The sequence below is a fragment of the Thioalkalivibrio sp. ALMg3 genome, from assembly GCF_000381225.1.
In the GTDB taxonomy this organism is placed as follows: Bacteria; Pseudomonadota; Gammaproteobacteria; order Ectothiorhodospirales; family Ectothiorhodospiraceae; genus Thioalkalivibrio; species Thioalkalivibrio versutus.
The window spans coordinates 163,921-185,746 of the sequence record NZ_KB906219.1 but is presented as its reverse complement, the minus strand read 5'-3'; the positions used below and the strand labels follow the sequence as shown (position 1 = coordinate 185,746).

Annotated in this window: 24 protein-coding genes and 1 pseudogene; 6 read left to right on the top strand and 19 right to left on the bottom strand. The window is 66.8% G+C overall.

Annotated features, from left to right (window positions below; all coding sequences use genetic code 11):
* Positions 1-122: 122 nt before the first annotated feature.
* From hflC to rpoE, 16 genes and pseudogenes are all read right to left on the bottom strand, one after another.
* Positions 123-1,007, bottom strand: coding sequence for a protease modulator HflC (hflC, locus tag F622_RS0100905; protein ID WP_018938413.1), 885 nt, complete (start codon positions 1,005-1,007; stop codon positions 123-125).
* Positions 1,007-2,221 (bottom strand): FtsH protease activity modulator HflK, encoded by a 1,215-nt coding sequence (gene hflK, locus F622_RS0100900; RefSeq protein WP_018144056.1) that lies wholly within the window; start codon positions 2,219-2,221, stop codon positions 1,007-1,009. The genes hflC and hflK overlap by 1 nt, the downstream gene beginning before the upstream one ends.
* Before the next feature lie 154 nt (positions 2,222-2,375).
* Positions 2,376-2,747: pseudogene (gene acpS, locus F622_RS13340) on the bottom strand (holo-ACP synthase); the annotation flags it as partial.
* Between the two features lie 7 nt (positions 2,748-2,754).
* Positions 2,755-3,522, bottom strand: coding sequence for a pyridoxine 5'-phosphate synthase (locus F622_RS0100890; RefSeq protein WP_019571166.1), 768 nt, complete (start codon positions 3,520-3,522; stop codon positions 2,755-2,757).
* A gap of 35 nt (positions 3,523-3,557) precedes the next feature.
* On the bottom strand, positions 3,558-4,214 hold the full coding sequence (locus tag F622_RS0100885; protein WP_018168144.1) for a recombination protein O N-terminal domain-containing protein: 657 nt from the start codon (positions 4,212-4,214) through the stop codon (positions 3,558-3,560).
* Positions 4,211-5,131 carry a GTPase Era gene (gene era / locus F622_RS0100880; RefSeq protein WP_018168143.1) on the bottom strand — a complete coding sequence of 307 codons (921 nt, stop codon included), beginning with the start codon at positions 5,129-5,131 and terminating at the stop codon, positions 4,211-4,213. Before era ends, F622_RS0100885 begins: the two co-directional genes overlap by 4 nt.
* A complete protein-coding gene (rnc, locus tag F622_RS0100875; RefSeq protein WP_026289529.1) occupies positions 5,128-5,805 on the bottom strand; it encodes a ribonuclease III in 678 nt (225 codons plus the stop codon). Before rnc ends, era begins: the two co-directional genes overlap by 4 nt.
* A 43-nt stretch (positions 5,806-5,848) precedes the next feature.
* On the bottom strand, positions 5,849-6,205 hold the full coding sequence (locus F622_RS0100870) for a DUF4845 domain-containing protein (RefSeq protein ID WP_018144062.1): 357 nt from the start codon (positions 6,203-6,205) through the stop codon (positions 5,849-5,851).
* A 59-nt stretch (positions 6,206-6,264) separates the two neighbouring features.
* Positions 6,265-7,035 carry a signal peptidase I gene (gene lepB, locus F622_RS0100865; protein ID WP_018144063.1) on the bottom strand — a complete coding sequence of 257 codons (771 nt, stop codon included), beginning with the start codon at positions 7,033-7,035 and terminating at the stop codon, positions 6,265-6,267.
* A 67-nt stretch (positions 7,036-7,102) separates the two neighbouring features.
* Positions 7,103-8,911 carry a translation elongation factor 4 gene (lepA, locus tag F622_RS0100860; RefSeq protein WP_018144064.1) on the bottom strand — a complete coding sequence of 603 codons (1,809 nt, stop codon included), beginning with the start codon at positions 8,909-8,911 and terminating at the stop codon, positions 7,103-7,105.
* On the bottom strand, positions 8,908-9,147 hold the full coding sequence (locus F622_RS0100855; RefSeq protein WP_019571165.1) for a glutaredoxin family protein: 240 nt from the start codon (positions 9,145-9,147) through the stop codon (positions 8,908-8,910). Before F622_RS0100855 ends, lepA begins: the two co-directional genes overlap by 4 nt.
* Positions 9,148-9,257: 110 nt before the next feature.
* A complete protein-coding gene (locus tag F622_RS0100850) occupies positions 9,258-10,682 on the bottom strand; it encodes a DegQ family serine endoprotease (protein ID WP_019571164.1) in 1,425 nt (474 codons plus the stop codon).
* An 81-nt stretch (positions 10,683-10,763) separates the two neighbouring features.
* On the bottom strand, positions 10,764-11,252 hold the full coding sequence (locus F622_RS0100845) for a SoxR reducing system RseC family protein (RefSeq protein WP_018144067.1): 489 nt from the start codon (positions 11,250-11,252) through the stop codon (positions 10,764-10,766).
* Between the two features lie 22 nt (positions 11,253-11,274).
* The gene (locus tag F622_RS0100840) at positions 11,275-12,261 is read right to left on the bottom strand and encodes a MucB/RseB C-terminal domain-containing protein (RefSeq protein ID WP_018144068.1); all 987 of its coding nucleotides are present in this window, start codon (positions 12,259-12,261) and stop codon (positions 11,275-11,277) included.
* 6 nt (positions 12,262-12,267) lie between these two features.
* Entirely contained in the window at positions 12,268-12,834 is a 567-nt protein-coding gene (locus tag F622_RS0100835; RefSeq protein ID WP_018144069.1) for a sigma-E factor negative regulatory protein, read from the bottom strand.
* 12 nt (positions 12,835-12,846) lie between these two features.
* Complete coding sequence (gene rpoE, locus F622_RS0100830) at positions 12,847-13,428, bottom strand: RNA polymerase sigma factor RpoE (RefSeq protein ID WP_018168138.1); 582 nt, start codon at positions 13,426-13,428, stop codon at positions 12,847-12,849.
* Positions 13,429-13,572: 144 nt separating this feature from the next.
* On the opposite strand from rpoE, the gene nadB reads away from it, so the two are divergent.
* Entirely contained in the window at positions 13,573-15,213 is a 1,641-nt protein-coding gene (nadB, locus tag F622_RS0100825; protein WP_019567746.1) for an L-aspartate oxidase, read from the top strand.
* A gap of 235 nt (positions 15,214-15,448) precedes the next feature.
* On the opposite strand, the gene F622_RS0100820 is transcribed toward nadB, so the two are convergent.
* From F622_RS0100820 to F622_RS0100810, 3 genes are read right to left on the bottom strand one after another with little or no spacing between them, the layout of a single operon-like run.
* A complete protein-coding gene (locus F622_RS0100820) occupies positions 15,449-16,177 on the bottom strand; it encodes a ferredoxin--NADP reductase (protein ID WP_019571163.1) in 729 nt (242 codons plus the stop codon).
* Positions 16,174-17,088, bottom strand: coding sequence for a nucleoside triphosphate pyrophosphohydrolase (gene mazG, locus F622_RS0100815; protein ID WP_019571162.1), 915 nt, complete (start codon positions 17,086-17,088; stop codon positions 16,174-16,176). Before mazG ends, F622_RS0100820 begins: the two co-directional genes overlap by 4 nt.
* A gap of 43 nt (positions 17,089-17,131) precedes the next feature.
* Entirely contained in the window at positions 17,132-17,884 is a 753-nt protein-coding gene (locus F622_RS0100810; protein ID WP_018168135.1) for an MBL fold metallo-hydrolase, read from the bottom strand.
* Between the two features lie 216 nt (positions 17,885-18,100).
* On the opposite strand from F622_RS0100810, the gene F622_RS0100805 reads away from it, so the two are divergent.
* From F622_RS0100805 to F622_RS0100785, 5 genes are all read left to right on the top strand, one after another.
* Positions 18,101-18,340 carry a BolA family protein gene (locus F622_RS0100805; protein ID WP_018144075.1) on the top strand — a complete coding sequence of 80 codons (240 nt, stop codon included), beginning with the start codon at positions 18,101-18,103 and terminating at the stop codon, positions 18,338-18,340.
* A 20-nt stretch (positions 18,341-18,360) separates the two neighbouring features.
* The gene (locus F622_RS0100800) at positions 18,361-18,765 is read left to right on the top strand and encodes a hypothetical protein (RefSeq protein WP_019571161.1); all 405 of its coding nucleotides are present in this window, start codon (positions 18,361-18,363) and stop codon (positions 18,763-18,765) included.
* Positions 18,762-19,316, top strand: a complete 555-nt coding sequence (locus tag F622_RS0100795) for a hypothetical protein (RefSeq protein WP_019571160.1) — start codon at positions 18,762-18,764, stop codon at positions 19,314-19,316. Before F622_RS0100800 ends, F622_RS0100795 begins: the two co-directional genes overlap by 4 nt.
* An 86-nt stretch (positions 19,317-19,402) precedes the next feature.
* Positions 19,403-20,614, top strand: a complete 1,212-nt coding sequence (locus F622_RS0100790; protein WP_019571159.1) for an HDOD domain-containing protein — start codon at positions 19,403-19,405, stop codon at positions 20,612-20,614.
* 6 nt (positions 20,615-20,620) lie between these two features.
* The gene (locus F622_RS0100785; protein ID WP_018938402.1) at positions 20,621-21,826 is read left to right on the top strand and encodes an HDOD domain-containing protein; all 1,206 of its coding nucleotides are present in this window, start codon (positions 20,621-20,623) and stop codon (positions 21,824-21,826) included.

Sequence of the window (21,826 nt, the reverse complement as noted above, 5' to 3'; positions counted from 1 at the left end):
TCTTGTGCTGTGATCCGCCACGCCCGAGTGGCGGCCCGGCAAAAATCGGGCCCGGAATCTTCCGGGCCCGTTGCAAACGGCCACCTTCGAGGCGGCCACGGCGGACCGCCTCCGCCCCTCCTTTACCGGGTCGGCAACGGCGCCGGGCGTTCGCCACCGGGGGCGTTGAAGAACTGGAAGAACTCGGAGTTCGGTTCCAGGATGAAGGTGCTGTTCTCGCCACTCATGCTATTGCGGTAGGCGATCAGGCTTCGATAGAAGCGGAAGAACTCCTGATCCTCGCCAAACGACCGGCCGAGGGTCTCGGTGGCGATCGCATCACCGGCACCGCGGATCTCTTCCGAGTCCCGATAGGCGTTCGCCAGGATGACCGTGCGTTCACGGTCGGCGCGCGAACGGATGCGCTCGGCCTCTTCCTGACCACGGGCGCGGAAGTCCTGGGCGACCCGCTGACGTTCGGCGCGCATGCGCTCGTACACCGACTCGGACACCTCTTCCGGCAGGTCCATGCGGCGGATGCGGACATCAACCAGGTCGATCCCCAGCTCCTGCGCGGTCTCCAACGCAGTCTGGCGCACCGCACCCATGATCGTCAGGCGTTCGCCAGCGACCACGTCCTGCAACTCGAAGCGCGCAAACTCGTTACGCATCCCGTCGCGCAGGATCTGGGCCAGGCGCTCCTCGGCCAGACGCTCGTCACCACGGGTGGCACGGTAGAACTGGCCGACATCGTCGATCCGCCACTTGGCGTAGAAGTCGACAATGATGTTCTTCGCCTCGGAGGTCAGGAACCGGTCCGGCGGGATATTCAGCGTCATGATCCGGGCGTCGAACTTCTCGACGTTCTGGATCAGCGGGAACTTGAAGTGCAGCCCAGGGGCCGGGTCGACCTCCCGGATCTCCCCGAGGGCGAACTTGATCACGCGGTCACGCTCGTCGACGGTGTAGGTCGACAGCGCGACCACGATCCCGAGCACGACTACGGCAATACCGACGATGCGTAACATTAGCGAACCTCCCGCGAACGCTGGGCGGCCGGGCTGCGATCGCCCAGTCGGTTCGTGCCCGTGCCACTGTTGCCGAACGTGCTGCGGCTGGTATCCAGCGGCCGCGGTGTTGGCGTGTCACCGGAATTAGTGGTGGAGCGCTGCCCCTGGAACAGTTGATCCAGCGGCAGCATCATCAGGTTGTTACTGCTGCCCACATCCAGCATGACCTTGCGGGAATCCTGCAGCACGGCCTCGACGGCCTCGAGATACAGACGGTCGCGAGTCACATCCGGCGCCTGCTGGTATTCGGCCAGCAACTGATCGAAGCGCGAGGCGTCACCCTCGGCGCGCGCGATCACCTGGTCCCGGTAACCCTCGGCCTCCTCGATGATACGGGCGGCCTGACCGCGTGCCCGCGGAATCACACCGTTGGCGTAGGCCTCGGCCTCGTTGCGGAAACGCACCTCGTCCTCGCGGGCACGAATCGCGTCGGCAAAGGCCTCCTGCACCGGCTCCGGCGGCTGCGCCTGCTGCATGGACACGGCCGTCACGATAATGCCCGCGCCATAGGAATCGAGGTTTTCCTGCATCACCACTCGCGAGGAGGATGCGATCTCGCCACGCCCCTCGCCGAGAATGAAGTCCAGGTTGTTCTTGCCGATACGCTCGCGGATCGCCGACTCCATCACCTGGTTCACGGTGGTGTCGGGGTCGCGCACGTTGAACAGGTAGTCGACCAGATCGAGGACGCGGTACTGCACCGCGATGTCGACATCGATGATGTTCTCGTCACCGGTCACGATCAGCGCACGGTGGGAGAGCGTACGCACGTTGTCGACATTCTCGATCTCGACGCGCTCGATCGGGTACGGCAGGTGCCAGCCCGGCCCCGGATTCTTCACTTGCTGGAATTCGCCGAAACGCAGCACGACGCCGCGCTCGCCTTCCGAGATGATATGGAATCCGGAGGCCAGCCAGACAACCACGGCAATGATCAGGCCGAGGCTGACCAGGGCCTGCGTGCCGCGCCCCATGCCGCCGCTTCCGGAACCGCCGGAGCCGCCACTGCCGCCCCCGCCGAAGATGCCGTTCAGCTGACGCGACAGCTTGCGCATCATTTCTTCGAGATCGGGCGGCTGGTTACCGCCTCCGCCGCCACCGCTACCGCGCTGGCCGCCACCACCCCCACTCCAGGGGTCGCGGTTGTTGTTTCCCGGTTCGTTCCAGGGCATGGAGTGGACTCCGTCGCTCGCTCAGGGCTGCGCCCGACGCGGAATCCATGGAGACCGGCGGGCATAAGGGGTCACATTCTAGGGAGGCGCCTCCGGGCGGGCAACCACGTCCGGAGGGAAATGGGGGTTTCTCGGTGCGCATACCGGCCGGCTCGGCCTCAATCACGACAAACGCCTGGGCGTAATCGCGCTCGTCGCTGATGCTGAGATGGATGGTCCCGGCGCCCAGACGCTCGGCCGTGGCGCGGGCACGCCCCTCCAGCACGAACTCCGGCCGACCACGGGCATCATGGGTCACGCCGGCTTCGGCCAGTGCCATATCCGCCCCGATGCCGCAGCCGAGCGCCTTGGACAGGGCCTCCTTGGCGGCGAAGCGCCGGGCGAGAAAACCGGCCGGGTGTTCGGGCGGCAGGTCCGCGCGCTCCAGCGGGTGCAGGATACGTTCCGCCAGGCGCGCACCGTGGCGCTCCCACATGCCCTGCATGCGCGCGACCTGCACCAGATCGGTGCCGATGCCCAGGATCATCCGGCGCTCAAACCGGGTACTGACCGGGCGGCAGACCCTGGCGCGCGGCATCCATCAGGCCGCGCATATGGCTGACCGCCTCGGGCAGGCCGGTGAACAGGGCCCGCGCCACGATCGAATGCCCAATGTTCAGCTCGTGAAACACCGGGTTGGCAGCAATCGGCCGCACGTTGTCATAGTCCAGCCCGTGCCCCGCGTTGATGACCAGCCCCATGGCCCGGCCGGCCGCAGCGGCCCCGTTGATCCCGCCCAGGAGCCGCTCGCGCTCGGCGACATCGCGGGCATTCGCATAGGCGCCGGTGTGCAGCTCCACCACAGGGGCGCCGATGGCCACGGCGGCCTCCAGCTGGCGCGCATCCGGCTCCACGAACAGCGAGACCTCGATCCCGGCGGCGGTCAGCGGCGCGACAAACTCGCGCAGCCGCTCCAGCTGGCCCACGGCATCCAGGCCGCCCTCGGTGGTCAACTCCTCGCGCTTTTCCGGCACGATGCAGCACGCCTCCGGGAGCAGCTTCAGGGCGATCGCCTGCATCCCCTCGGTGGCTGCCATCTCCAGGTTCATCGGGACCTTCAGCCGCGGCTTGATCCCGAACACGTCGTCATCCTGAATGTGGCGCCGGTCCTCGCGCAGATGCAGGGTGATCGAATCCGCCCCGCTGGCCTCGGCCAGGCGCACGGCCTGCATCAGGTCCGGGTACGGCGTATGCCGCGCCTGGCGGATGGTGGCGATATGGTCGAGATTGACCCCGAGCTTCAGCGGAGCAGGATGCGACATGATGCGATGCCCTTGTATGGCTGCGGTCCGGGCCACTACAGCAGACCCCGGGTCCGCAGCGGCCGCCCGGCCAGATGGGTGTCGATCAGCCGACGCATGAAGTCGCGGCTGACGCGGGCCTGATTATCCGGCACGTCGCAGGCGCTGGCCAGCGCCTGCAGCGCGACACCGGGGATCGCCTCGCTGCGACCGGCGGCCACACGCTCGACCCCCGCCTCCGGGTCGTAGCGGTACCAGGCATCGGGGTCCAGCTCGGCCGGGTCCACGTGTTCGAGCCCGGAATCGAGTGGTGCGAGCAGGGCCCATTCCGCGCGGCGCAGGACCGTATCGGCGCGCTCGCGGGCGGCCAGCCGGGCATAAGCGGATAACAGCGCCGGGAGGGCCTCCGGGATCGGTGCGTCGCGTGGGTACAGGCGCAGGATCAGTTCGTTCAGGTACAGCCCGCAGACCAGGGCCCGCCCGGTCAGCGGGAAGACCCGCTGCTGCTCGGCCACATTCAGCGTCGGCAGCTCGCCGCGCCCACGCCAGGCGAGATCCAGCAGCACGAAGGGCTGCACCGATCCGGCCTTGCCGCGCACCACTGCCGACAGGCGCCCGGCCTCGGCGGTGAGCAGGTCGAGCACCCGGCTGTTCTCGCGTAGCGGGCGGGCGTGCAGGACCACCCCCTGGGTGAGCCCGGCGGTCGCGCTCACCGCGATTCTTCGATCCCGAGGTCACGCAGGGCGCGCGGGTTGCGGGTCCAGTCGGCCTCGACACGCACGGTCAGGCGCAGCATCACCTTGCGCTCCAGCAGCGCCTCCAACTGGACGCGTGCGGCCTGGCCGATGCGCTTGAGTCGCTGCCCGCCCTTGCCGATCACGATGCCCTTCTGGCTGTCGCGCTCGACTAGGATCACGGCATCAATGTGAGTGGTGCGCGGCTCGTCCGCCCATTCCTCCACGCGCACCGCCACCGAGTACGGGACTTCCTGCCCCAGATGCTCCAGCATGGACTCGCGGATCATCTCTTCGGCACGAAAGCGCTGCGGGCGATCCGAGAGCTGATCCGGGTCGTACAGGAACGGTCCCTCCGGGATATGCGCCCGAATCTCCGCAATCAGACCGTCCAGGTTGGATCCGGTCTTCGCCGAAAGCGGTACCACGCCGACATAGCCGAAGGCCGCGGCGCGGGCCTCGATGAACGGCAGCAGTTCTTCCTTCTCCCGACACTGGTCCACCTTGTTGATCACCAGGAGTGCCGGACGCCCGGAATGACGGATGGTCTCCTCGATGCGCTCGTCGCCGGGGCCGAACTCTCCAGCCTCGACGATGAAGCAGACCAGATCGGCATCCGCCAGCGCCTGACTGGCCGTGCGATTGAGGACCCGGTTCACCAGCTGGGTACGCTCGGTATCGATCCCCGGGGTATCCATCAGTACGACCTGGTCCTGCCCCTCGGTCACGATGCCGAGGATGCGATTGCGCGTGGTATGCGGCCGGCGGGTCGTCGCCGCCAGCTTCTCCCCAACCAGGCGGTTCATCAGCGTGGTCTTGCCCACGTTGGGCCGGCCAATCAGTGCGACCAGCCCGCAGTGCGTGGTGGCGGGTTCGGGGACTACGGTTTCACTCATTGTTCCTGTACCTGTTGCAGGCGTTTCAGGGCCGCCTCGGCCGCGGCCTGTTCGGCGCGACGGCGCGAGGAGCCTTGGCCACGTTGGCCCCAGCCCTGGGTGGGCAGGTGGACCGCCACGGTGAACTGGCGCTTGTGATCGGGGCCGACCACCTCCAGCACCTCGTAGACCGGCAGATCCGCATTGCGGCCCTGCAGTTGTTCCTGCAGCCGGGTCTTGGGGTCCTTCAGCGATTCGGCCGACGGGAGATCGTTCAGGCGCTCGACATACAGCGCCAGGGTAAAGTCGCGCGCGGCCTCCATCCCGGCCTCGCGGTAGGTCACCCCGATCAGGGCCTCCACCGCATCGGCCAGGATGGAGTCGCGGCGCTGGCCGCCACTCTTGCGCTCGCCCTGCCCCAGGTTCAGCGTGCCCTCGAGGCCGGTCTCCCGAGCCAGATCCGCCAGCGACTCGCGATTGACCAGGGCCGCACGCAGGCGGGTGAGATCCCCTTCCGGGGCGTCCGGGAGCTTCTCGTACAGGGCGTCGGCGATCACCAGCCCAAGGACGGCGTCACCCAGGAACTCCAGGCGCTCATTATTGCGCCCGCCGGCGCTGCGGTGGGTCAACGCCTGGTCAATCCCGTCGCCGTCGCGCACGGCCGCGGGCAGCAGACTGCGAAAATCCCGGCTCACGAACCCACCCGACAAAGCATGCAAGGAACCGACGCTGACCCCATCAGGGGGCCAGCGTCTCGCTGTTCGAGAAGCGCGCCACCACGTCCACATTGCCGAGGAATTCCCGGCGCACCTCGTACTGCAGATGCAGCTGGCGGCTGGCGCCATTCTCGGTCACGCTGAAGTCCTCCTCGCCGATCCCGTCGTATACGGAATTGATCTGGAAGCGGCGGTTGATCTCGCGCCACAGTTCGCGTTCGCTCTTCTCTGCCGCGCCGGCCTGAGTGGCGACGTCCTGCATGATCGAGCGCACGGTGAGGAACTGGGTGTACTGCGTGCCCATCTTGATCACGAAGGTACCGACCAGCAGCGCCAGGAAGATCAGCGCGAGAATGGTGATCGCGCCCGCGCCCTGCATCGAGTGTCTGGAATGTTGCATGAAAACCCCGTCCCTGTTTGCCCGCCCCCGCGGGGCTACTAGCGAATCGCCTGGCCGATCCGGGAAAAGTCCCGATGGCCTTCATTGTAATCCCAATGCAGCCAGATGAAGAGCGCACGCCCAACCAGATGCTCCTCGGCGACAAAACCCCAGGACCGGCTGTCGTTGGAATTATCGCGGTTGTCACCGACCATGAAGTAGTGCCCGTCGGGCACGGTGACCGATCCATCCAGGCTGGCCTGCTGCTCGCGCATCAGGGTGTTATACGTGCGCCCGTCCAGGGTCTCCTCGAAGATCGAGGCACCCGACATCACCTGCCCCGAGCCCTCGCCCTCGAAGGTCCCGACGCGCTCGGCCGACTGCGGCTCCCCATTCACGTACAGGACGCGGTCGCGGAACGCGATGGTGTCGCCCGGCAGGCCGATCACACGCTTGATGTAGTCCTCGGCCGGGTTGCGCGGGTACTTGAACACCACCACCTCGCCCCGCTCCGGTTCCCCGGTGTCGAGAATCTTGGTACGCGTCACCGGCAGACGAATGCCGTAGGAAAACTTGCTGACCATGATGAAGTCGCCCACCAGCAGGGTGGGCATCATCGAACCCGAGGGGATGCGAAAGGGCTCGGCCACGAACGAGCGCAGGATCAGCACGATCAGCAGGACCGGGAAGAACGAGCGCGAGTAATCGACGAACCAGGGCATTTCGCGCTGGCGCTCGGGGCTCCGACGCCGCCGCAGGATCACCCAGCCCAGCCAGATCAGGCCGGTCACGGCGGTTGCCAGCACCAGGATCAGTTCGAGATTTGCCATGCCGTGTCCTCTGTTCCCGGTCCGCCGGGGATCGCCCTGCGACCCGTCCGGGCCGCAGGCCTGGTTGTTACTTCTTGTCGTCGTCTACCGACAGCACCGCGAGGAAGGCTTCCTGCGGGACATCCACCCGGCCGATCGACTTCATGCGTTTCTTGCCGGCCTTCTGCTTTTCCAGCAGCTTGCGCTTGCGCGAGACATCCCCGCCGTAGCACTTGGCCAGCACGTTCTTGCGCATCGCCTTGACCGTGGAGCGCGCGATGATCTTCGACCCGATCGCCGCCTGGATCGCCACCTCGTACATCTGACGCGGGATGATCTTCGCCATGCGTTCGATGATCTGGCGCCCGCGCGACTCGGCGTGGTCGCGATGCACGATTGCCGACAGCGCATCCACCCGGTCGCCGTTGATCAGGATATCCACACGTACCAGCGGCGCCGCCTCGAACCGCAGCGGCTGATAGTCGAACGACGCATAGCCACGGGTCGCGGACTTCAACCGATCGAAGAAGTCCAGCATCACCTCGGACATCGGCAACTCGTAGGCCAGCTGCACCTGGCGCCCCAGGTACTGCATCTTGGTCTGCGACCCACGCTTTTCCACGCACAGCGTGATCACCGCGCCGACATACTCCTGCGGGACCAGGATATTGGCCTCGATGATCGGCTCGCGGATCTCGCCGATCTCGTTGTTCGGGGGCAGCTCCGAGGGGTTGTGCACCATGACCACCTCGCCGTCGCTTCTTTCCACCTCGTAGACCACGGTGGGCGCGGTGGTGATCAGGTCGAGGTCGTATTCACGCTCCAGGCGCTCCTGCACAATCTCCATGTGCAGCATGCCGAGGAAGCCGCAGCGAAAGCCGAAGCCCAGCGCCTGCGAGGTCTCCGGCTCGAAGGACAGCGCGGCATCGTTCAGGCGCAACTTGTCCAGGGCATCGCGCAGGTCGTTGAAGTCCTCTGCACTGACCGGGAACAGCCCGGCAAACACCCGCGGCTGAACCTCCTGGAAGCCCGGAACGGGTTCGGAGGCCGGGTTGTTGAAGTCCGTGAAGGTATCCCCGACCTTGGCCCCGGAGATGTCCTTGATGGTCGCGATCAGATAGCCGACATCGCCGACCTCCAGGGTCGCGCGATCCACCGGCTTGGGCGTGAACACCCCCACCCGGCTGACCTCGTGGGCACGCCCGACCGACATCGCCTTGATCTTCTGCCCGGCGCGGAAGCGTCCGGCCTTCACCCGCACCAGCGCGACCACGCCCAGGTAGTTGTCGTACCAGGAGTCGATCACCAGCGCCTTGGGTGCAGCCTCGGAATCGCCCTCCGGCGGCGGGATACGACGCACGATCTCTTCCAGCAGTTCGGCCATCCCCTCGCCGGTCTTCGCGGAGACTCGCAGGGCGTCGGTGGCCTCGATACCGATCACATCCTCGATCTCGGCCGCCACCCGATCCGGCTCGGCGGCCGGCAGGTCGATCTTGTTCAGGACCGGAACGACCTCCAGGCCCTGGTCGAGCGCGGTGTAGCAGTTCGCGACGCTTTGCGCCTCCACCCCCTGCGACGCATCGACCACCAGCAGTGCACCCTCGCAGGCGAACAGCGAGCGCGACACCTCGTAGGAGAAATCCACGTGCCCCGGGGTGTCGATGAGGTTCAGCTGGTAGCGCTGACCATCCTGGGCGTCATAGAACAGCGACACGCTCTGCGCCTTGATGGTGATTCCGCGCTCGCGCTCCAGATCCATCGAGTCCAGCACCTGCTCCGACATCTCGCGCTCGGTCAGGCCGTTGCAACCCTGGATCAGGCGGTCCGCCAGCGTGGACTTGCCATGGTCGATGTGCGCGATGATGGAGAAATTGCGGGTAAGGCGGGTTTCGGTCATGCAGGGGCCAGTAGGTCCAGCAGTGCCTTTCGGTCGAGGAAATGGCAGCAGAGAATGTCGTCGTCGACCGCGAGCACCGGGACCTTGACGTTGAAACGCGCCTGCAGGTCCGTGTCCTCGTCGATGTCGACGACCGTAAGCGCGAAAGTATAACGGCTTTTGAGGGCCATGATCTCGGCCAGCATGTCATGGCAGAGACCGCAGCTCTCGCGATGATAAAGGGTCAGTTCGGTCATCCAGAAACGATTGGGAGGGCTGCCGAACCCGCCGGCAGCCCTCCCGTTCTCCATTGCTGCCCCGCAGCACCCGCGCCGTTGGACCCGCGCGAGCGCAGCACGAGGCGGTTTCAGTCCCGCGGAACGCGCAGGGCGATATAGGTCGGATTGCCGCCACGGTACACCAGTACCGGCACCGTGCGCCGCTCACCCACCTCTTCGATCCGCTTCTCCAGGCTCTCCACCGAGTCGACCGCATGGCCGCCAAACTGGACGATCACGTCGCCGGAGCGCACCCCGGCCGAGCGCGCCGGATTGTCGGTGACGTCCCGGACCACCAGGCCGCCATCGACGTCCAGCTCTGCGGCACGCTCGGCATCCAGCGGCTCCAGGACCATCCCCAACAGGCTTTGCGGCTCGGTCCGCTCCGGGGCCTCACGCTGCGGCCCGCCGCGCTGGGCGGAGATATCCTCCGGCAGACGCTCGATCTCGACGATGATGGTACGAGTCTCGTCACCACGGCGCACCTCGACCTCGGCCTCGACGCCCACCGGCGTGCGCCCGACAATCGGCGGCAGTGCGGACGAGTTCGGCACCTCGATGCCGTTGAACGACAGGATTACGTCCCCGGTTTCAAAGCCGGCCTTCTGCGCCGGACTGTCCGGCTGCACGCGCGAGACCAGCGCCCCGGCCGGCTTGTCCATGCCGAAGGAGTCGGCCAGCTCGCGGGTCACTTCCTGGATCAGCACACCCAGCCAGCCACGCGTCACCTCGCCGTGCTCGCGCAACTGCTGTACCACGTCGCCCACCATCTCGATGGGCACGGCAAAGGACAGCCCCATGAAACCGCCGGTCCGGCTGTAAATCTGCGCGTTGACGCCAATCACCTCGCCATCCAGGTTCAGCAACGGCCCCCCGGAATTGCCCGGGTTAATGGCCACATCGGTCTGAATGAACGGCACGTAATTCTCGCTCGGGAGGCTGCGCCCCTTGGCACTGACGATGCCGGCGGTCACCGAGTGGTCGAAGCCGAACGGTGAACCGATCGCCAGCACCCATTCGCCAACCTTCAGATCGGACGAGGAGCCCAGTTTCAGAGTGGGCAGGTTCTCGGCGTCAATCTTGAGCAGGGCCACATCACTCTGCGGGTCCTTGCCAACGATCTCGGCGTCGAACACGCGCCGGTCGGACAGGTGCACGACAACCTCCGAGGCGCCCTCCACCACATGGTTCGCGGTGATGATGTAGCCATCTTCGGTATAGATGAACCCGGAACCCAGCGAGTTGCGCTCGAAGCGCTCAGGCCCGCGCGGGCCTTCGCCCCCGGGGCCCCCAAAGAAACGTTCGAACAGGTCCTCGAAGGGCGAGCCCTCGAAGTCCGGCATCTGACTGCGATGCGGGTTCTCGCGCTCGCGGGTGGTCGCGATATTCACCACCGCCGGGCTGTGCTCCTCCGCCAGCGGCACGAAGTCCGGCAGCATGCGCGCCGAGGCCGGCAGCGACAGGGCGAGAAAGGTCAGGGCCACCAGTGCCCATTGCATCGGTTTCATCATCATCCAGCCCGCATTGGGAAGTCGTAGGTTCATGGCTCTAGAAAGCCGGCCCGGCCACAAGTTCCCGACGACCGGCGCGAAGATTCAGGGCCGGGGCGCAGCCATGGGTGCCGCAGCGCGGTGGGTTCCCGTGGCCGGATGGCGCTCCAGCAGCACCGGCGCCAGATCCGGGGCGCGCCGGCGCAGCCAGGCGCGCACGCCGAGCAGCCCGCCCGCGAACCCCAGGGCCCCGGCCAGCAAATGAAAGCCCTCCCCGAGGCCGGGCACGACCAGCATCAGCAGTGCCGGCGCCGCCACCAGGCCGGCGAGCGGCAGCAGGTACATCGCCAGGGCCCCCGAAACCAGCGCCTGATCGCGAATACCCAGGGTCACGGTATCTCCCGGCTGCAGCGAGCCGGGATGGCCGATGGACACCTCCACTGCCTTGCGGCCCAGCACCTCGGACAGGACGCCGCTGCCGCAGCCCGTCCGGGCCGAACAACTGCCGCAGGTCGAACGACGCTCGATACGCACACGCGCCGCGTAGCCCTCCACCGAGAGCACGGTTCCCTGTTCGCGGATCCATTCACTCATGCTTGCGGGCCCATGTGGCGATTCAATTGCCGGGGTGATGCACCACGGCGTCCAGCACGCCCCGCACCGTCGCCTGCGGGACATCGCCCACCGCAGTGACCTGGTGCCCCGCGATCGAACGCGCGGCCCCGTGCGTGGCCCCGGCACGTGTCGTGCCCTCGAACATCTGCTCGCCGCTGGCCTTCTCGATATAGACCGAGACCGAGGCCAGGCCGTCGCTCAACACGAAATGACGCAGGCTGGCCTGGTCGTCTCCGACACGGCGTTCGGACGCGGCAATCGCGGAAAAGCCATCCGGGAGGTTGGCAAAGCTCCAGCCGTCCATGCCGGTCTGCTCGTCCCAGTCGGGCTTCTTGTGCCCATGGTCGGCTCGCACCTCGACATGCTCGGCGTCCTCGCGGGTCGCCTCGAGGGCGGTTTCCGCGACCTCGTCAAGATGCTCAAGATCGGTAAAGGCCAGGCGCTCAAGCAGCGCCCCGTGACCGTCGTACAGTTCGCTGAGCAAGGGGAGCGCGGTCGCGGTGTGCAGGCAGTAGCGATGGCTGTAACGCAGCATATCGCGGGCACGCGCTAGGATCATGCGGCACTCGAGTCCGGCGACTCGGTCCACGCCCATGTCTTCCAGGGCGTAGTGATCGTGATGCTCGAGCAGGAAGACCGGCGCTCCGGCCGGCCAGTGCGGGGCCCCTCCACCACCTTCGCCGGCTGCGGCCCGGGCTCCCTTCAACGCGCTCAGACGGTCGACCGACCGCAGGATCTCGCGGTGGCTTCCGGTCAGGGTTTCCAGGCGCTCGCGGTAGCCACCGTTCTCGGCGGCGTGCACCACACGAATGGCGTCCAGTCGGTCATCCCGCTGGAGCACGAAAGTTCCCTGGTAACTCTCCGAATGCAGGCTACTGGTCATCCGCTGCAGCCAGTCTGCCGGGGATTGATCCCCGGCCAGAACCGGCAACGGAACACAGCAAAGTGCAGTGGCGGCAACCAGGACGAACGGCAGGCCGCGGCGCATCACGCGTTACTCGTCACTCACCGAGTAACGAACCCGGCCCAGGGCGGTAGAACCCGGCCCGGTCAGTTCCGCGTGATTTTCGAGGTAGCGGGCAAAGCGTGGGTCCAGCGACTCGCGTCCGGCGGCCGGGGCCTCGACGTCGGAGGTACTGGCCCGCTGCACGCCATCGGCGACCTGTGCCGGGGTACGGGTCTCGCTGGCGACCGGAGCGGCCTCCTGCGTGCCCGTGTCGGGCCCCAGCATCTGCATCCCGACCAGGGTCACCATCGCGACCGCGGCGGCCACGCCGGTGCCCGCAACCGGCTTCAGCCAGCGCGGCTGCGCCGGCTTGTGGGCAGCCGACAGCGGCGCCTCGTCAGCCAGGGCCGCATGGACACCGTCCATGAAGTTCGCGGGGGCCGTGCGGCGCATCCCGCCGCGCAGACTATCGCCGATCAGGTGATAGCGTTCCCACTGGCCGCGGTCCTCTTCGGACTTGACCAGTTCATCCATCAGGCGACGCGTCTCGAAGTCATCCGTTTCTCCGTCCACCAGGGCCGAAAGACGTTCATTCTTTGAGACTTGCTCTGTCATGGCGCTACTCGTTCAGTTGTTGTCTAACAAAGGACGCAAGGTCCGGTCGATGGCCTCGCGGGCCCGGAAGATGCGCGACCGGACCGTGCCGATCGGGCATCCCATCGTCTGCGCGATTTCCTCGTAACTCAGTCCCTCGATCTCGCGCAGTGTGATGGCCATCCGAAGGTCGTCGGGCAGTTCCTCGATAGTGCGACGCACCGCCCCTTCAATCTCTTCGGACAACAGCTCCCCCTCCGGGGTTGCACTGTCCTTCAGGGCGGAGTCACCGCCCATCTGTTCCGCGTCCTGCGCATCGATTTCGGCCTCGGGCCGCCGCCGTCCCTGGGAGACAAGGTGATTCTTGGCCGTGTTGATGGCGATGCGGTAGAGCCACGTATAGAACGCACTCTCGCCACGAAAGTTCGCCAGCCCCTTGTAGGCCTTGATGAAGGCCTCCTGAGACACGTCCAGGGCCGCTGCATGGTCATGGACATAACGCCCAACCAGGTTGACGATCTTGTGCTGGTACTTCAGCACCAGGACGTCGAAGGCCGCCTTGTCGCCCTTCTGAACTCGCTTGACCAGGGCCTCGTCGGAAGCCTTCTCGCTCATGCGGGGACTCCCGCCAACACGCCAGTCTCCGGTATTCTATGTTGCATGGACCGCCTGACTCGCATTAAGTTCGCTTTGCGCACAACACTGTTGCGCAAGGGCCACAATTCGCTCTGGCAACAAGCGCAGCACGTTACCTGACCCATGGGGACAGTACAACAACCGCGCCTGGCGGACGTCCTCGTGATCGGAAGCGGCGCGGCGGGGCTCTCCGCAGCCCTGCATCTGGCCCCGCACCGTCGCGTCACCGTGATCAGCAAGGGCCCGGTGGACGAGGGTTCTACCCGCTATGCCCAGGGCGGGATCTCGGCAGTCCTCGACCGCACCGACTCCTTTGATGCCCACATTCAGGACACCCTGGACGCGGGCGCGGGCCTGTGTGACCCGGACGCCGTGCGCCGCACCGTGGCGGCGGGCCCCGAGGCGATCCACTGGCTACTCAACCTCGGCGTGCCGTTCACCCGCGAGCCGCTCGAGGGCCGCAGCCGGCTGCACCTGACCCGCGAGGGCGGGCACAGCGCCCGGCGCGTCGCGCACGCCGCCGATGCCACCGGGCGAGCCATCGAAGAAGCCCTGGTGCGCAGCGCCTCGGGCCAGGGCAGCATCGAGGTGTTCGAACGCCACGTGGCCGTGGACCTGATCACCCAGCCGGTGGACGGCACCCGCCGCGTGGTTGGCGCCTACGTGCAGGACGCCAAGACCCGCGAGGTGGAGACCATCCTCGCCCCGACCGTAATCCTCGCCACCGGCGGCGCCAGCAAGGTCTACCTCTATAGCTCCAATCCGGACGGCTCCACCGGCGACGGCATCGCGATGGCCTGGCGCGCCGGCTGCCGCATCGCCAACATGGAATTCATGCAGTTCCACCCGACCTGCCTGTTCCATCCGCGGGCCAAGTCGTTCCTGATCTCCGAGGCGGTCCGCGGCGAGGGTGGTGTCCTCCTCCTGCCGAACGGCGAACGCTTCATGCCGCGCTTCGACGAGCGCGCCGAACTGGCCCCGCGCGACATCGTCGCCCGTGCCGTCGACCACGAGATGAAGCGCCTCGGCATCGACCACGTGAACCTCGACATCAGCCACAAGCCGGCCGAGTTCATCCGCGAACACTTCCCCACCATTCACGAGCGCTGTCTGGAATACGGTTTCGACATGACCCGCGAGCCGCTGCCGGTGGTGCCGGCCGCGCACTACACCTGCGGCGGCGTGATGGTGAATCACTTCGGCCAGACCGACCTGCCGGGGCTGTACGCCGCCGGCGAGGCCTCCTACACAGGCCTTCACGGCGCGAACCGCATGGCCAGCAACTCGCTCCTGGAGTGCCTGGTGTATGCCCGTGCCGCGGCCGACCACATCCTGTCGCAGACCGATCTGCCCGCCCCCGAGAAGCTCCCCGTGCCGCCGGCCTGGGACGAGTCCCGAGTGACCGAGTCGCAGGAAGAGGTGGTGGTCGCCCACGACTGGGACGAGCTGCGCCGGCTGATGTGGGATTACGTCGGGATCGTGCGCGCACGCGAACGCCTGCACCGCGCCGAGCGGCGCATCCGCATCCTGCAGGAAGAGATCCACGAGTATTACAGCCACTTCCGCATCTCCCCGGACCTGCTGGAGCTGCGCAACCTCGCCATGGTCGCCGAGATCATCGTGAAGAGTGCCCTGTCGCGCAAGGAAAGCCGCGGGCTGCACTTCATCCGCGACTACCCGGACACCGACCCGGCCCTGGACGGCCAGCCGACCATCCTCGCCCCCGAAAACGCCCTGCGCCCGGGCGACACCCGCCGGCCGTAATCCTTCTCGGTTCGAGCACCGCGCCTGCCTTCCCTCCCGTCATTGCGAGGAGCGCAGCGACGAAGCACAAAAGCAGCGAAGCTGCGTTGAATGGCCGCAGGCCGGCCCGAAGGGCGAGCGGAGCGAGTAATCCCCCCCACGCTGGCAAAGCGCTGGGATCAGGTGGCCGAGCACATCGATTGCCACGTCGCCTGCGGCGACTCGCAATGACGGGTTCAGCTAGACACGCGGCGCGTTACCACCACTTCTCGTATTTCAGCTGCGCCTCGGGGATGCCCCATTCCGCCAGCAGGGTGGCCATGTCCTCGATGAACTCGCGCGAACCACAGAAGTAGAACAGCGCATCGCGCGGCAGATCGAGCGACTCCAGCAGCCGATGGCTGATACGTCCGGTGTGACCCAGCCAGTCCTCGGCCTCGCGGGTCACGGTCAGGCTGACGTCGATATTCGGCGCCTTGGCCATCGCCTCCAGCTCCTGCGGGAACAGCACCTCGTCCTGGTGCGCCACGCTGTACACCAGATGCGCATAGACCTCGGGCATGTCGGCATGGATCGCGCGCAGGATGCCGAACAGCGGCGTCACGCCGATGCCGGCCCCCAGCAGCACGACATTCCTTGCCATGCCGGGCTCGAAGAAGAAACTGCCCTGTCCCGGCGTGATGTACACGGTGTCGCCTTCCTGCGCGACCGCGTGCAGGTGATGCGTCGCGTGGTGGTGGTCAGCGTACTTGATGGCCAGTTGCAAACGGCCATCCCAGCGCGGCGCGGACACGACCGAATAACCACCGACGAAGGGCTTGCCCTCGGGTTGCGGGATCACCAGATCCAGCCACTGGCCGGCCTTGCTGGTAAAGCGCTGCGGGTCCGCGGCCAGGGTGAACACCTTGATCAACGGGGTGACCTGCTCGATCGTCTCGATCCGGGCCGGCAGAAAGTGGTCGGGCAGTTCGACGGCGTCGCTCATCTCGGGTCCTTGGTCTCGGATTCGTCGTAAGGCTGGCGCTCGCGGCGCCGCGCCTCCTGATAAAGGGTCTCCTGGGCCGCGAAGTCCAGCGCCCCCAGGGTCTCGCCGCGCGCGGCGGCCAGGGCCTCCATATGCCGGAAGCGGGCCTCGAACTTGCGCGTACTTCCGCGCAGCGCCCCCTCCGGATCCACACCCAGGTGGCGCGCCCAGTTACTGACGGCAAACAGCACGTCGCCGACCTCCTCGGCGATGCGCGCCTCGGCCTCGCCCTGATCCACGGCCTCCTGTACCTCGGCCAGCTCCTCGTGGATCTTGGCGACCACCGGCGCCGGATCGTCCCAGTCAAAACCGAGCCGGGCGGCGCGGCGCTGGCTCTTCACCGCTCGCGACAGGGCCGGCAGAGCCAGCGGGATGTCGTCCATGGCGCTGGTCTGGGCGCGATCGGCACGCTCCCGGGCCTTGTCCGCCTCCCAGGCCGCCTCGCGCTCCGCATCCGAGGCATGCTCGACATCGGCAAACACGTGCGGATGCCGGCGCACCAGCTTGTCGCCGATCGCGCGCGCTACATCATCCAGATCGAAACGCCCGGCCTCCTCGGCGATGCGCGCCTGGAATACCACCTGGAACAGCAGGTCCCCCAGCTCGTCGCGCAGCTCGCGGGTGTCCGCCGCCGCGCCCTGGTCGCGCGCGATCACGTCGGCCAGTTCATAGGCCTCCTCCAGGGTGAACGGGACGATAGTCCCGGCCGTCTGCGCCCGATCCCAGGCACAGCCGGATTCGGGATCACGCAGCCGCGCCATGATCGCGCGCAGGCGGTCCAGCGGACCCAGCACGTCAACGGGTGTGTGTTCGGTCATCGCGGGAGTGTACGGGGTCCGGCAGGCGGTAAAAACCGCCCACCGGATGAACATTCGGAACCGGTGGCTCCTGGCGGGGCCACCGGAAGGGGTCGAACTAGCCCTGCTGATCGGTCTCGCAGAGGCGCCTCTTCTCGTCCGGCAGGTTGTCGGGGCAGATCCCGCAACCCTCGTTGCCCGGCAGGGCCCAGTCGATCTTCTTCGGGTACGGCAGGTCCATCTCGTCCATGATCTTCACGAACTCCGCCTCCGGCTTGCCCTTGCCCAGGCGCGGGTTGCGCATCTTCTCCTGGCCGATGGTGGTGATCTGGCGCTCTTCGTAATCATGCGCGGGATACACCAGGGTCTCGTCCGGCAGGGTGAAGAACTTGTCGTGGATCGAGTGATAGAGCGTCTTGGCATCCCCCGACTGGAAATCGGTGCGGCCACAGGCCTCGATCAGCAGGGCGTCGCCGGAGAACAGCATTTTCAGGCCCACGTGATCCATCAGGTAGGCGTGGTGCGCATCCGTGTGTCCCGGGGTATAGAGCGGGTTGACCACCAGGTTGCCCACCTGGAAGGGCTCGCCCTCGCGCAGGCCGAAATCGCGACACGGCAGTTCGTCCATCGCCGGCCCGCCCAGCTTGCAGCCGGTCTTTTCGCGCAGCATCCGGGCGCCGGTAATGTGGTCGGCGTGGATATGGGTCTCGATGACGTAATCGAGGCTCAGGCCCATCTCCTGCAACACGCGCATGTCGCGGTCGACGGTTTCGATGACCGGGTCGATCAATGCGGTCTTACCGGTATCCGGGCAGCTCAGAAGATAGGTATAGGTGGACGACTCGTCCTCGAACAGTTGCTTGAAGATCATTGCGATTGCCTCCATGGCCCGGCGGGCCGAACGTTAGTGACCTGATGCTAGCGCAGCCAACCCGGAACAACCCAAACCAGCCCGACAATCCATGCAGGTGTTTTCCTACGAACCCCTGCCGCGGGAACGAGTTCCCCGCGTGGGGGAACTTCTGTCAGGCCCATCGCCCGGCTATCATCCGCGGCTGACCAATACGCACCAATCAGGGGACTCATCATGGATGCCAATCAAGTGGCCGAACTCATTCGCGCCGGCCTGCCGTCGGCCGAGAAGGTCGAGGTTACCGGAGGCGAGGGCAAGTTCGAGGCCCTGGTCGTCAGCCCACAGTTTGCTGGCATGAACGCGGTCAAGAAACATCAGACCGTCTACGCCACCGTACGCGAGCAGATCGACTCCGGCGAACTCCACGCCCTGTCCATCCGCGCCTTCACCCCCGAGGATGCCCCGAACGCCTGAGGCGTTCAGCGCGCGTGCCGATGCTGTCGCCCAAGGGTCGCGAGGAGATCGAACGCCTGCTGGAGGGTGGCCTGGTACACGACTGGGGCGAGGCCGAGACCACCCTGCGCAACGTCACGCGCATGCTGCTGACCACCCGCCCCGACCTCCTGCGCCTGTATTTCACGCCCGAGGCCTGGGAGCAGATCACCGCCTGGCCGCAGAAGAAGGCCGCCAACGCGATCATCGCGGCGCTGCGCACCGGCGTGGTGGACACCCTGGGGCGGCCCGCCATCGCCAACCGCGAGCAGGCGCGGTTCTATTTGCTGTGCTTTCAGGACGACCTCACCGAGCGGGTCGACGCCTGGTGCCGCGAGCACCCCGAGGAATGCCCGCGGCGCAGCCGCAAGCGCACCACGGCCCTGCCCGACGACTCCGACACATGAACAATCCCGCGATCCAGACCTGTGGCGACCCAGCCCTGCAGGACGCGCTCGTGACCCTGTTCGCCCGCTACGGCCTGCGCCTGGTCGTGCACCCGGCCCAGGCGCCGCTGCCCGGCAGCTGGTGGGGCGAACCCGAGGCCGGGATCGTCGGCCATGACGTGCATGTGCGTCCCGACACCCCCATCCACTCGGCCCTGCATGAGGCCGGACACGTCATCTGCATGGACGCAGGACGGCGCGCCACCCTGCATACCAATGCGGGCGGCGATGACCTGGAGGAGTGCGGCGTATGTTATCTGCAGATCCTGCTGGCCGACGAGATCCCCGGCGTCGGCCGCGAGCGGCTGATGCGGGACATGGACGCCTGGGGCTACAGCTTCCGCCTGGGAAATACCGCCGCCTGGTTCCGCGAGGACGCCGCCGATGCGCGGGGCTTTCTGCAAGCCCATGACCTGATCGACGCCGCCGACCGACCGCGCTTCGCCTGCCGTGGGGCGGCGTCAGCGCTTCCCGCCTCCGGATCGGATGCTACACTGGCACCAGTCGAGTAACCCGCGCAGCGGGTACGCCCCGCGGCCCGCCACGCGGCGCTGCAGCGCGGGAACGGATTGGCACAGCACGGATCGGGAACCGCCCCATGGATAGCACCAGCATTGATGCCCTGCTTCAGGACCTGGACCTGACCTCAAGCCTGTCGGAGCAAGCCCGCAGCGAACTGGCCTCGGCCTGCCTGGCCCGGGAACTGGACGCCGGGCGGCGCCTGCGCCCGCAGGAGGTCGAGGATCGCTACCTGTTCCTGGTACGCGGCCAGCTGGTCCGCGTCAGCGGCGGCAGTCCGGCCCGCATCACCCTGGAGTCGACCGATCCGGACAGCCCCCTGCAGATGTTCGACCAGAACATCGGGCAGCAGGACTTCCTCATTACCGAGAAGACCTGTCAGTTGCTGGAGATCCCCACAGCGGCGCTGAAGAAGGCCCACAGTGCCTCGCTCGTAGTGCACGACACCGACCTGGACGACACCGAGGGCGCCTTCTTCGGCGAGCTCTACGACCTGATCACCAGCAATCGGCTGGAATTGCCGACCATGCCGGAGATCGCGCTGCGCATTCAGGAATTGACCAACGATCCGGATGCCGACCTGGACAAGCTCACCGAGGTCATCCAGCGCGACGGGACCATCGCCGGTGCGCTGCTGCACGCCACCAACAGCCCGCTGTTTCGCGCCGCCAAGCAGATCCAGTCCGTGCGCGACGCGGTCAACCGCCTGGGCTTTCGCAACACCCGCATGCTGGCAATGAACATGGCCCTGCGTCAGGCCTTCAAGGCCAAGCACGCCTCGACCCGCGACGCGATGGAGTCCAGCTGGAAACACGGCGCCCTGCAGTCGGCCTACAGCTACCTGATCGCGGACTCGCTGAAGCAGCTGGACCGCGAGCGGGCACTGCTGGCCGGGCTGGTCGCCGGGATCGGCGCGGTCCCGATCATCCAGTTCGTGGAGCTGCGCGAGGACCACCCCGACCGCGAGCGCGTGCAATCGCTGGTGCGGCGCCTGAGCAATCTCGCCGGCGTCCTGGTAATCAACTACTGGGATCTGGGCGGCGACCTGGTAACGGTCGCTGAACACGCCGGAGACTGGGGCTATCGCGCCAGCGAACCGGACTACGCCAGCATCGCCCTGGTCGCGGAATGGGCCACCCGCCGCGCCGAAGGCGAGGCCGTCCCCGAGGCCACCGCTGTCGCGGCCTTCGAGGTCCTCGGGATCACCCCGCCCCCACCCGGCGAGCCGATCACGTTCCTGGAAGAGCGCACCGAGGATCTGGCAGAACTCCGCGCCATGTTCAACGTCTGAACCGCGGTGATCGAGCAACGCCTCCCCCAACTGCACCCGTTTGCCGAACTGAGCGACCGGGCCCGCGACAAGCTACTGCAGCACGCCCGGACCATGACGGTGGATCCGGGCTTCAAGCTGCATGCACGCGACGAATTCCGCAGCATGATCTTCCTGCTGGAAGGCCGCATGATCCTGGCCAGCGGGCGCAATTCGGTCATGTTGAAAGGCGACAGCAGCGAAGCGCTGAACCCCCTGTTCGATGCGCACGACTACCACAGCCATGCCATCGCCGCGACTCGCTCGACCCTCGCCATGCTTGATCGCAAGGTCTATGAAACCCTGATCGACGGCGGCGGCCAGGACAGCGTCGAGGTCAGCGAGATCGAGCTATCCGATCTCGAGGGCGAACTGTTCAGCAGCATCTACACCCATGCCTACTCCGGGGAACTGGCCCTGCCCCAGCTCCCCGAGGTTGCCCTGCACCTGCAGCGGGCCCTCAAGGACCCCGATGTCTCCATCGCCGAGGCCACCCGCATCATCGAGGAAGATCCGAGCGTAGCCGGCCGCCTGCTGAGTGTGGCGAACAGCCCGGCCATGGGCAGCCGCCGTGTCGTCTCGCGCCTTCAGGATGCCGTCGCCCGGCTTGGACTGGAACGCACCCGCCAGTTGGTGATGGCCCTGGCGATGCACCAGGTCTTCATCCATCGCGACAACCCCTACCATGAACTGCTGGAACGCCTGTGGCGGCGCTCCGCACGCATTGCCGCGGTCAGTTGCGTGCTGGCCGACCAGTGCGAGGCCGCCGATCCGCAGAGTGCGTTGCTCGCCGGCCTCCTGCACCGAGTCGGGGCCTTGCCGGTCATCGCCGAGGTCGCCCGCACCCATCCGGACCGAACACCCGGGGAAGTGGAACGCGTACTGTTCCGACTGGAAGGCCTGATCGGCGAACTGGTTGCCCAGCAATGGGACCTGGCATCCGATATCATAGAGGCCATTCGCGATTCCGGCGGCCCGGAGAATCCGGAGGCTCACGCCCTGACCGACATCGTGCGAATCGCCCGCGCCGCATGCCCGCGGGATGCCGAAGACGACCTGCTCTCCGACCGCATCCCGCTCACCGACCTGCGGGCAGTGGAACGCCTCGGCTTTATCCTGGACGAGGACGGCAACCTGCCCGCCATCGAGACGGCTAGGCAGGAAGTCGAGGCGCTGATCCGCGAGGTTGCCTGA

Bases quoted from the DNA above. Each gene is read 5' to 3' on its own strand.
- F622_RS0100890 (WP_019571166.1), bottom strand. From the start codon at position 3,522: ATGTCGCATCCTGCTCCGCTGAAGCTCGGGGTCAATCTCGACCATATC.
- F622_RS0100835 (WP_018144069.1), bottom strand. From the start codon at position 12,834: ATGACAGAGCAAGTCTCAAAGAATGAACGTCTTTCGGCCCTGGTGGAC.
- F622_RS0100855 (WP_019571165.1), bottom strand. From the start codon at position 9,147: ATGACCGAACTGACCCTTTATCATCGCGAGAGCTGCGGTCTCTGCCAT.
- mazG (WP_019571162.1), bottom strand. From the start codon at position 17,088: ATGTTCATCCGGTGGGCGGTTTTTACCGCCTGCCGGACCCCGTACACT.
- lepB (WP_018144063.1), bottom strand. From the start codon at position 7,035: ATGGCAAATCTCGAACTGATCCTGGTGCTGGCAACCGCCGTGACCGGC.
- nadB (WP_019567746.1), top strand. From the start codon at position 13,573: ATGGGGACAGTACAACAACCGCGCCTGGCGGACGTCCTCGTGATCGGA.
- F622_RS0100870 (WP_018144062.1), bottom strand. From the start codon at position 6,205: ATGCAGGGCGCGGGCGCGATCACCATTCTCGCGCTGATCTTCCTGGCG.
- F622_RS0100790 (WP_019571159.1), top strand. From the start codon at position 19,403: ATGGATAGCACCAGCATTGATGCCCTGCTTCAGGACCTGGACCTGACC.
- lepA (WP_018144064.1), bottom strand. From the start codon at position 8,911: ATGACCGAAACCCGCCTTACCCGCAATTTCTCCATCATCGCGCACATC.
- F622_RS0100800 (WP_019571161.1), top strand. From the start codon at position 18,361: ATGCTGTCGCCCAAGGGTCGCGAGGAGATCGAACGCCTGCTGGAGGGT.
- F622_RS0100810 (WP_018168135.1), bottom strand. From the start codon at position 17,884: ATGATCTTCAAGCAACTGTTCGAGGACGAGTCGTCCACCTATACCTAT.
- F622_RS0100840 (WP_018144068.1), bottom strand. From the start codon at position 12,261: ATGCGCCGCGGCCTGCCGTTCGTCCTGGTTGCCGCCACTGCACTTTGC.
- F622_RS0100820 (WP_019571163.1), bottom strand. From the start codon at position 16,177: ATGAGCGACGCCGTCGAACTGCCCGACCACTTTCTGCCGGCCCGGATC.
- F622_RS0100845 (WP_018144067.1), bottom strand. From the start codon at position 11,252: ATGAGTGAATGGATCCGCGAACAGGGAACCGTGCTCTCGGTGGAGGGC.
- F622_RS0100805 (WP_018144075.1), top strand. From the start codon at position 18,101: ATGGATGCCAATCAAGTGGCCGAACTCATTCGCGCCGGCCTGCCGTCG.
- rpoE (WP_018168138.1), bottom strand. From the start codon at position 13,428: ATGAGCGAGAAGGCTTCCGACGAGGCCCTGGTCAAGCGAGTTCAGAAG.
- hflK (WP_018144056.1), bottom strand. From the start codon at position 2,221: ATGCCCTGGAACGAACCGGGAAACAACAACCGCGACCCCTGGAGTGGG.
- hflC (WP_018938413.1), bottom strand. From the start codon at position 1,007: ATGTTACGCATCGTCGGTATTGCCGTAGTCGTGCTCGGGATCGTGGTC.
- F622_RS0100795 (WP_019571160.1), top strand. From the start codon at position 18,762: ATGAACAATCCCGCGATCCAGACCTGTGGCGACCCAGCCCTGCAGGAC.
- F622_RS0100850 (WP_019571164.1), bottom strand. From the start codon at position 10,682: ATGATGATGAAACCGATGCAATGGGCACTGGTGGCCCTGACCTTTCTC.
- era (WP_018168143.1), bottom strand. From the start codon at position 5,131: ATGAGTGAAACCGTAGTCCCCGAACCCGCCACCACGCACTGCGGGCTG.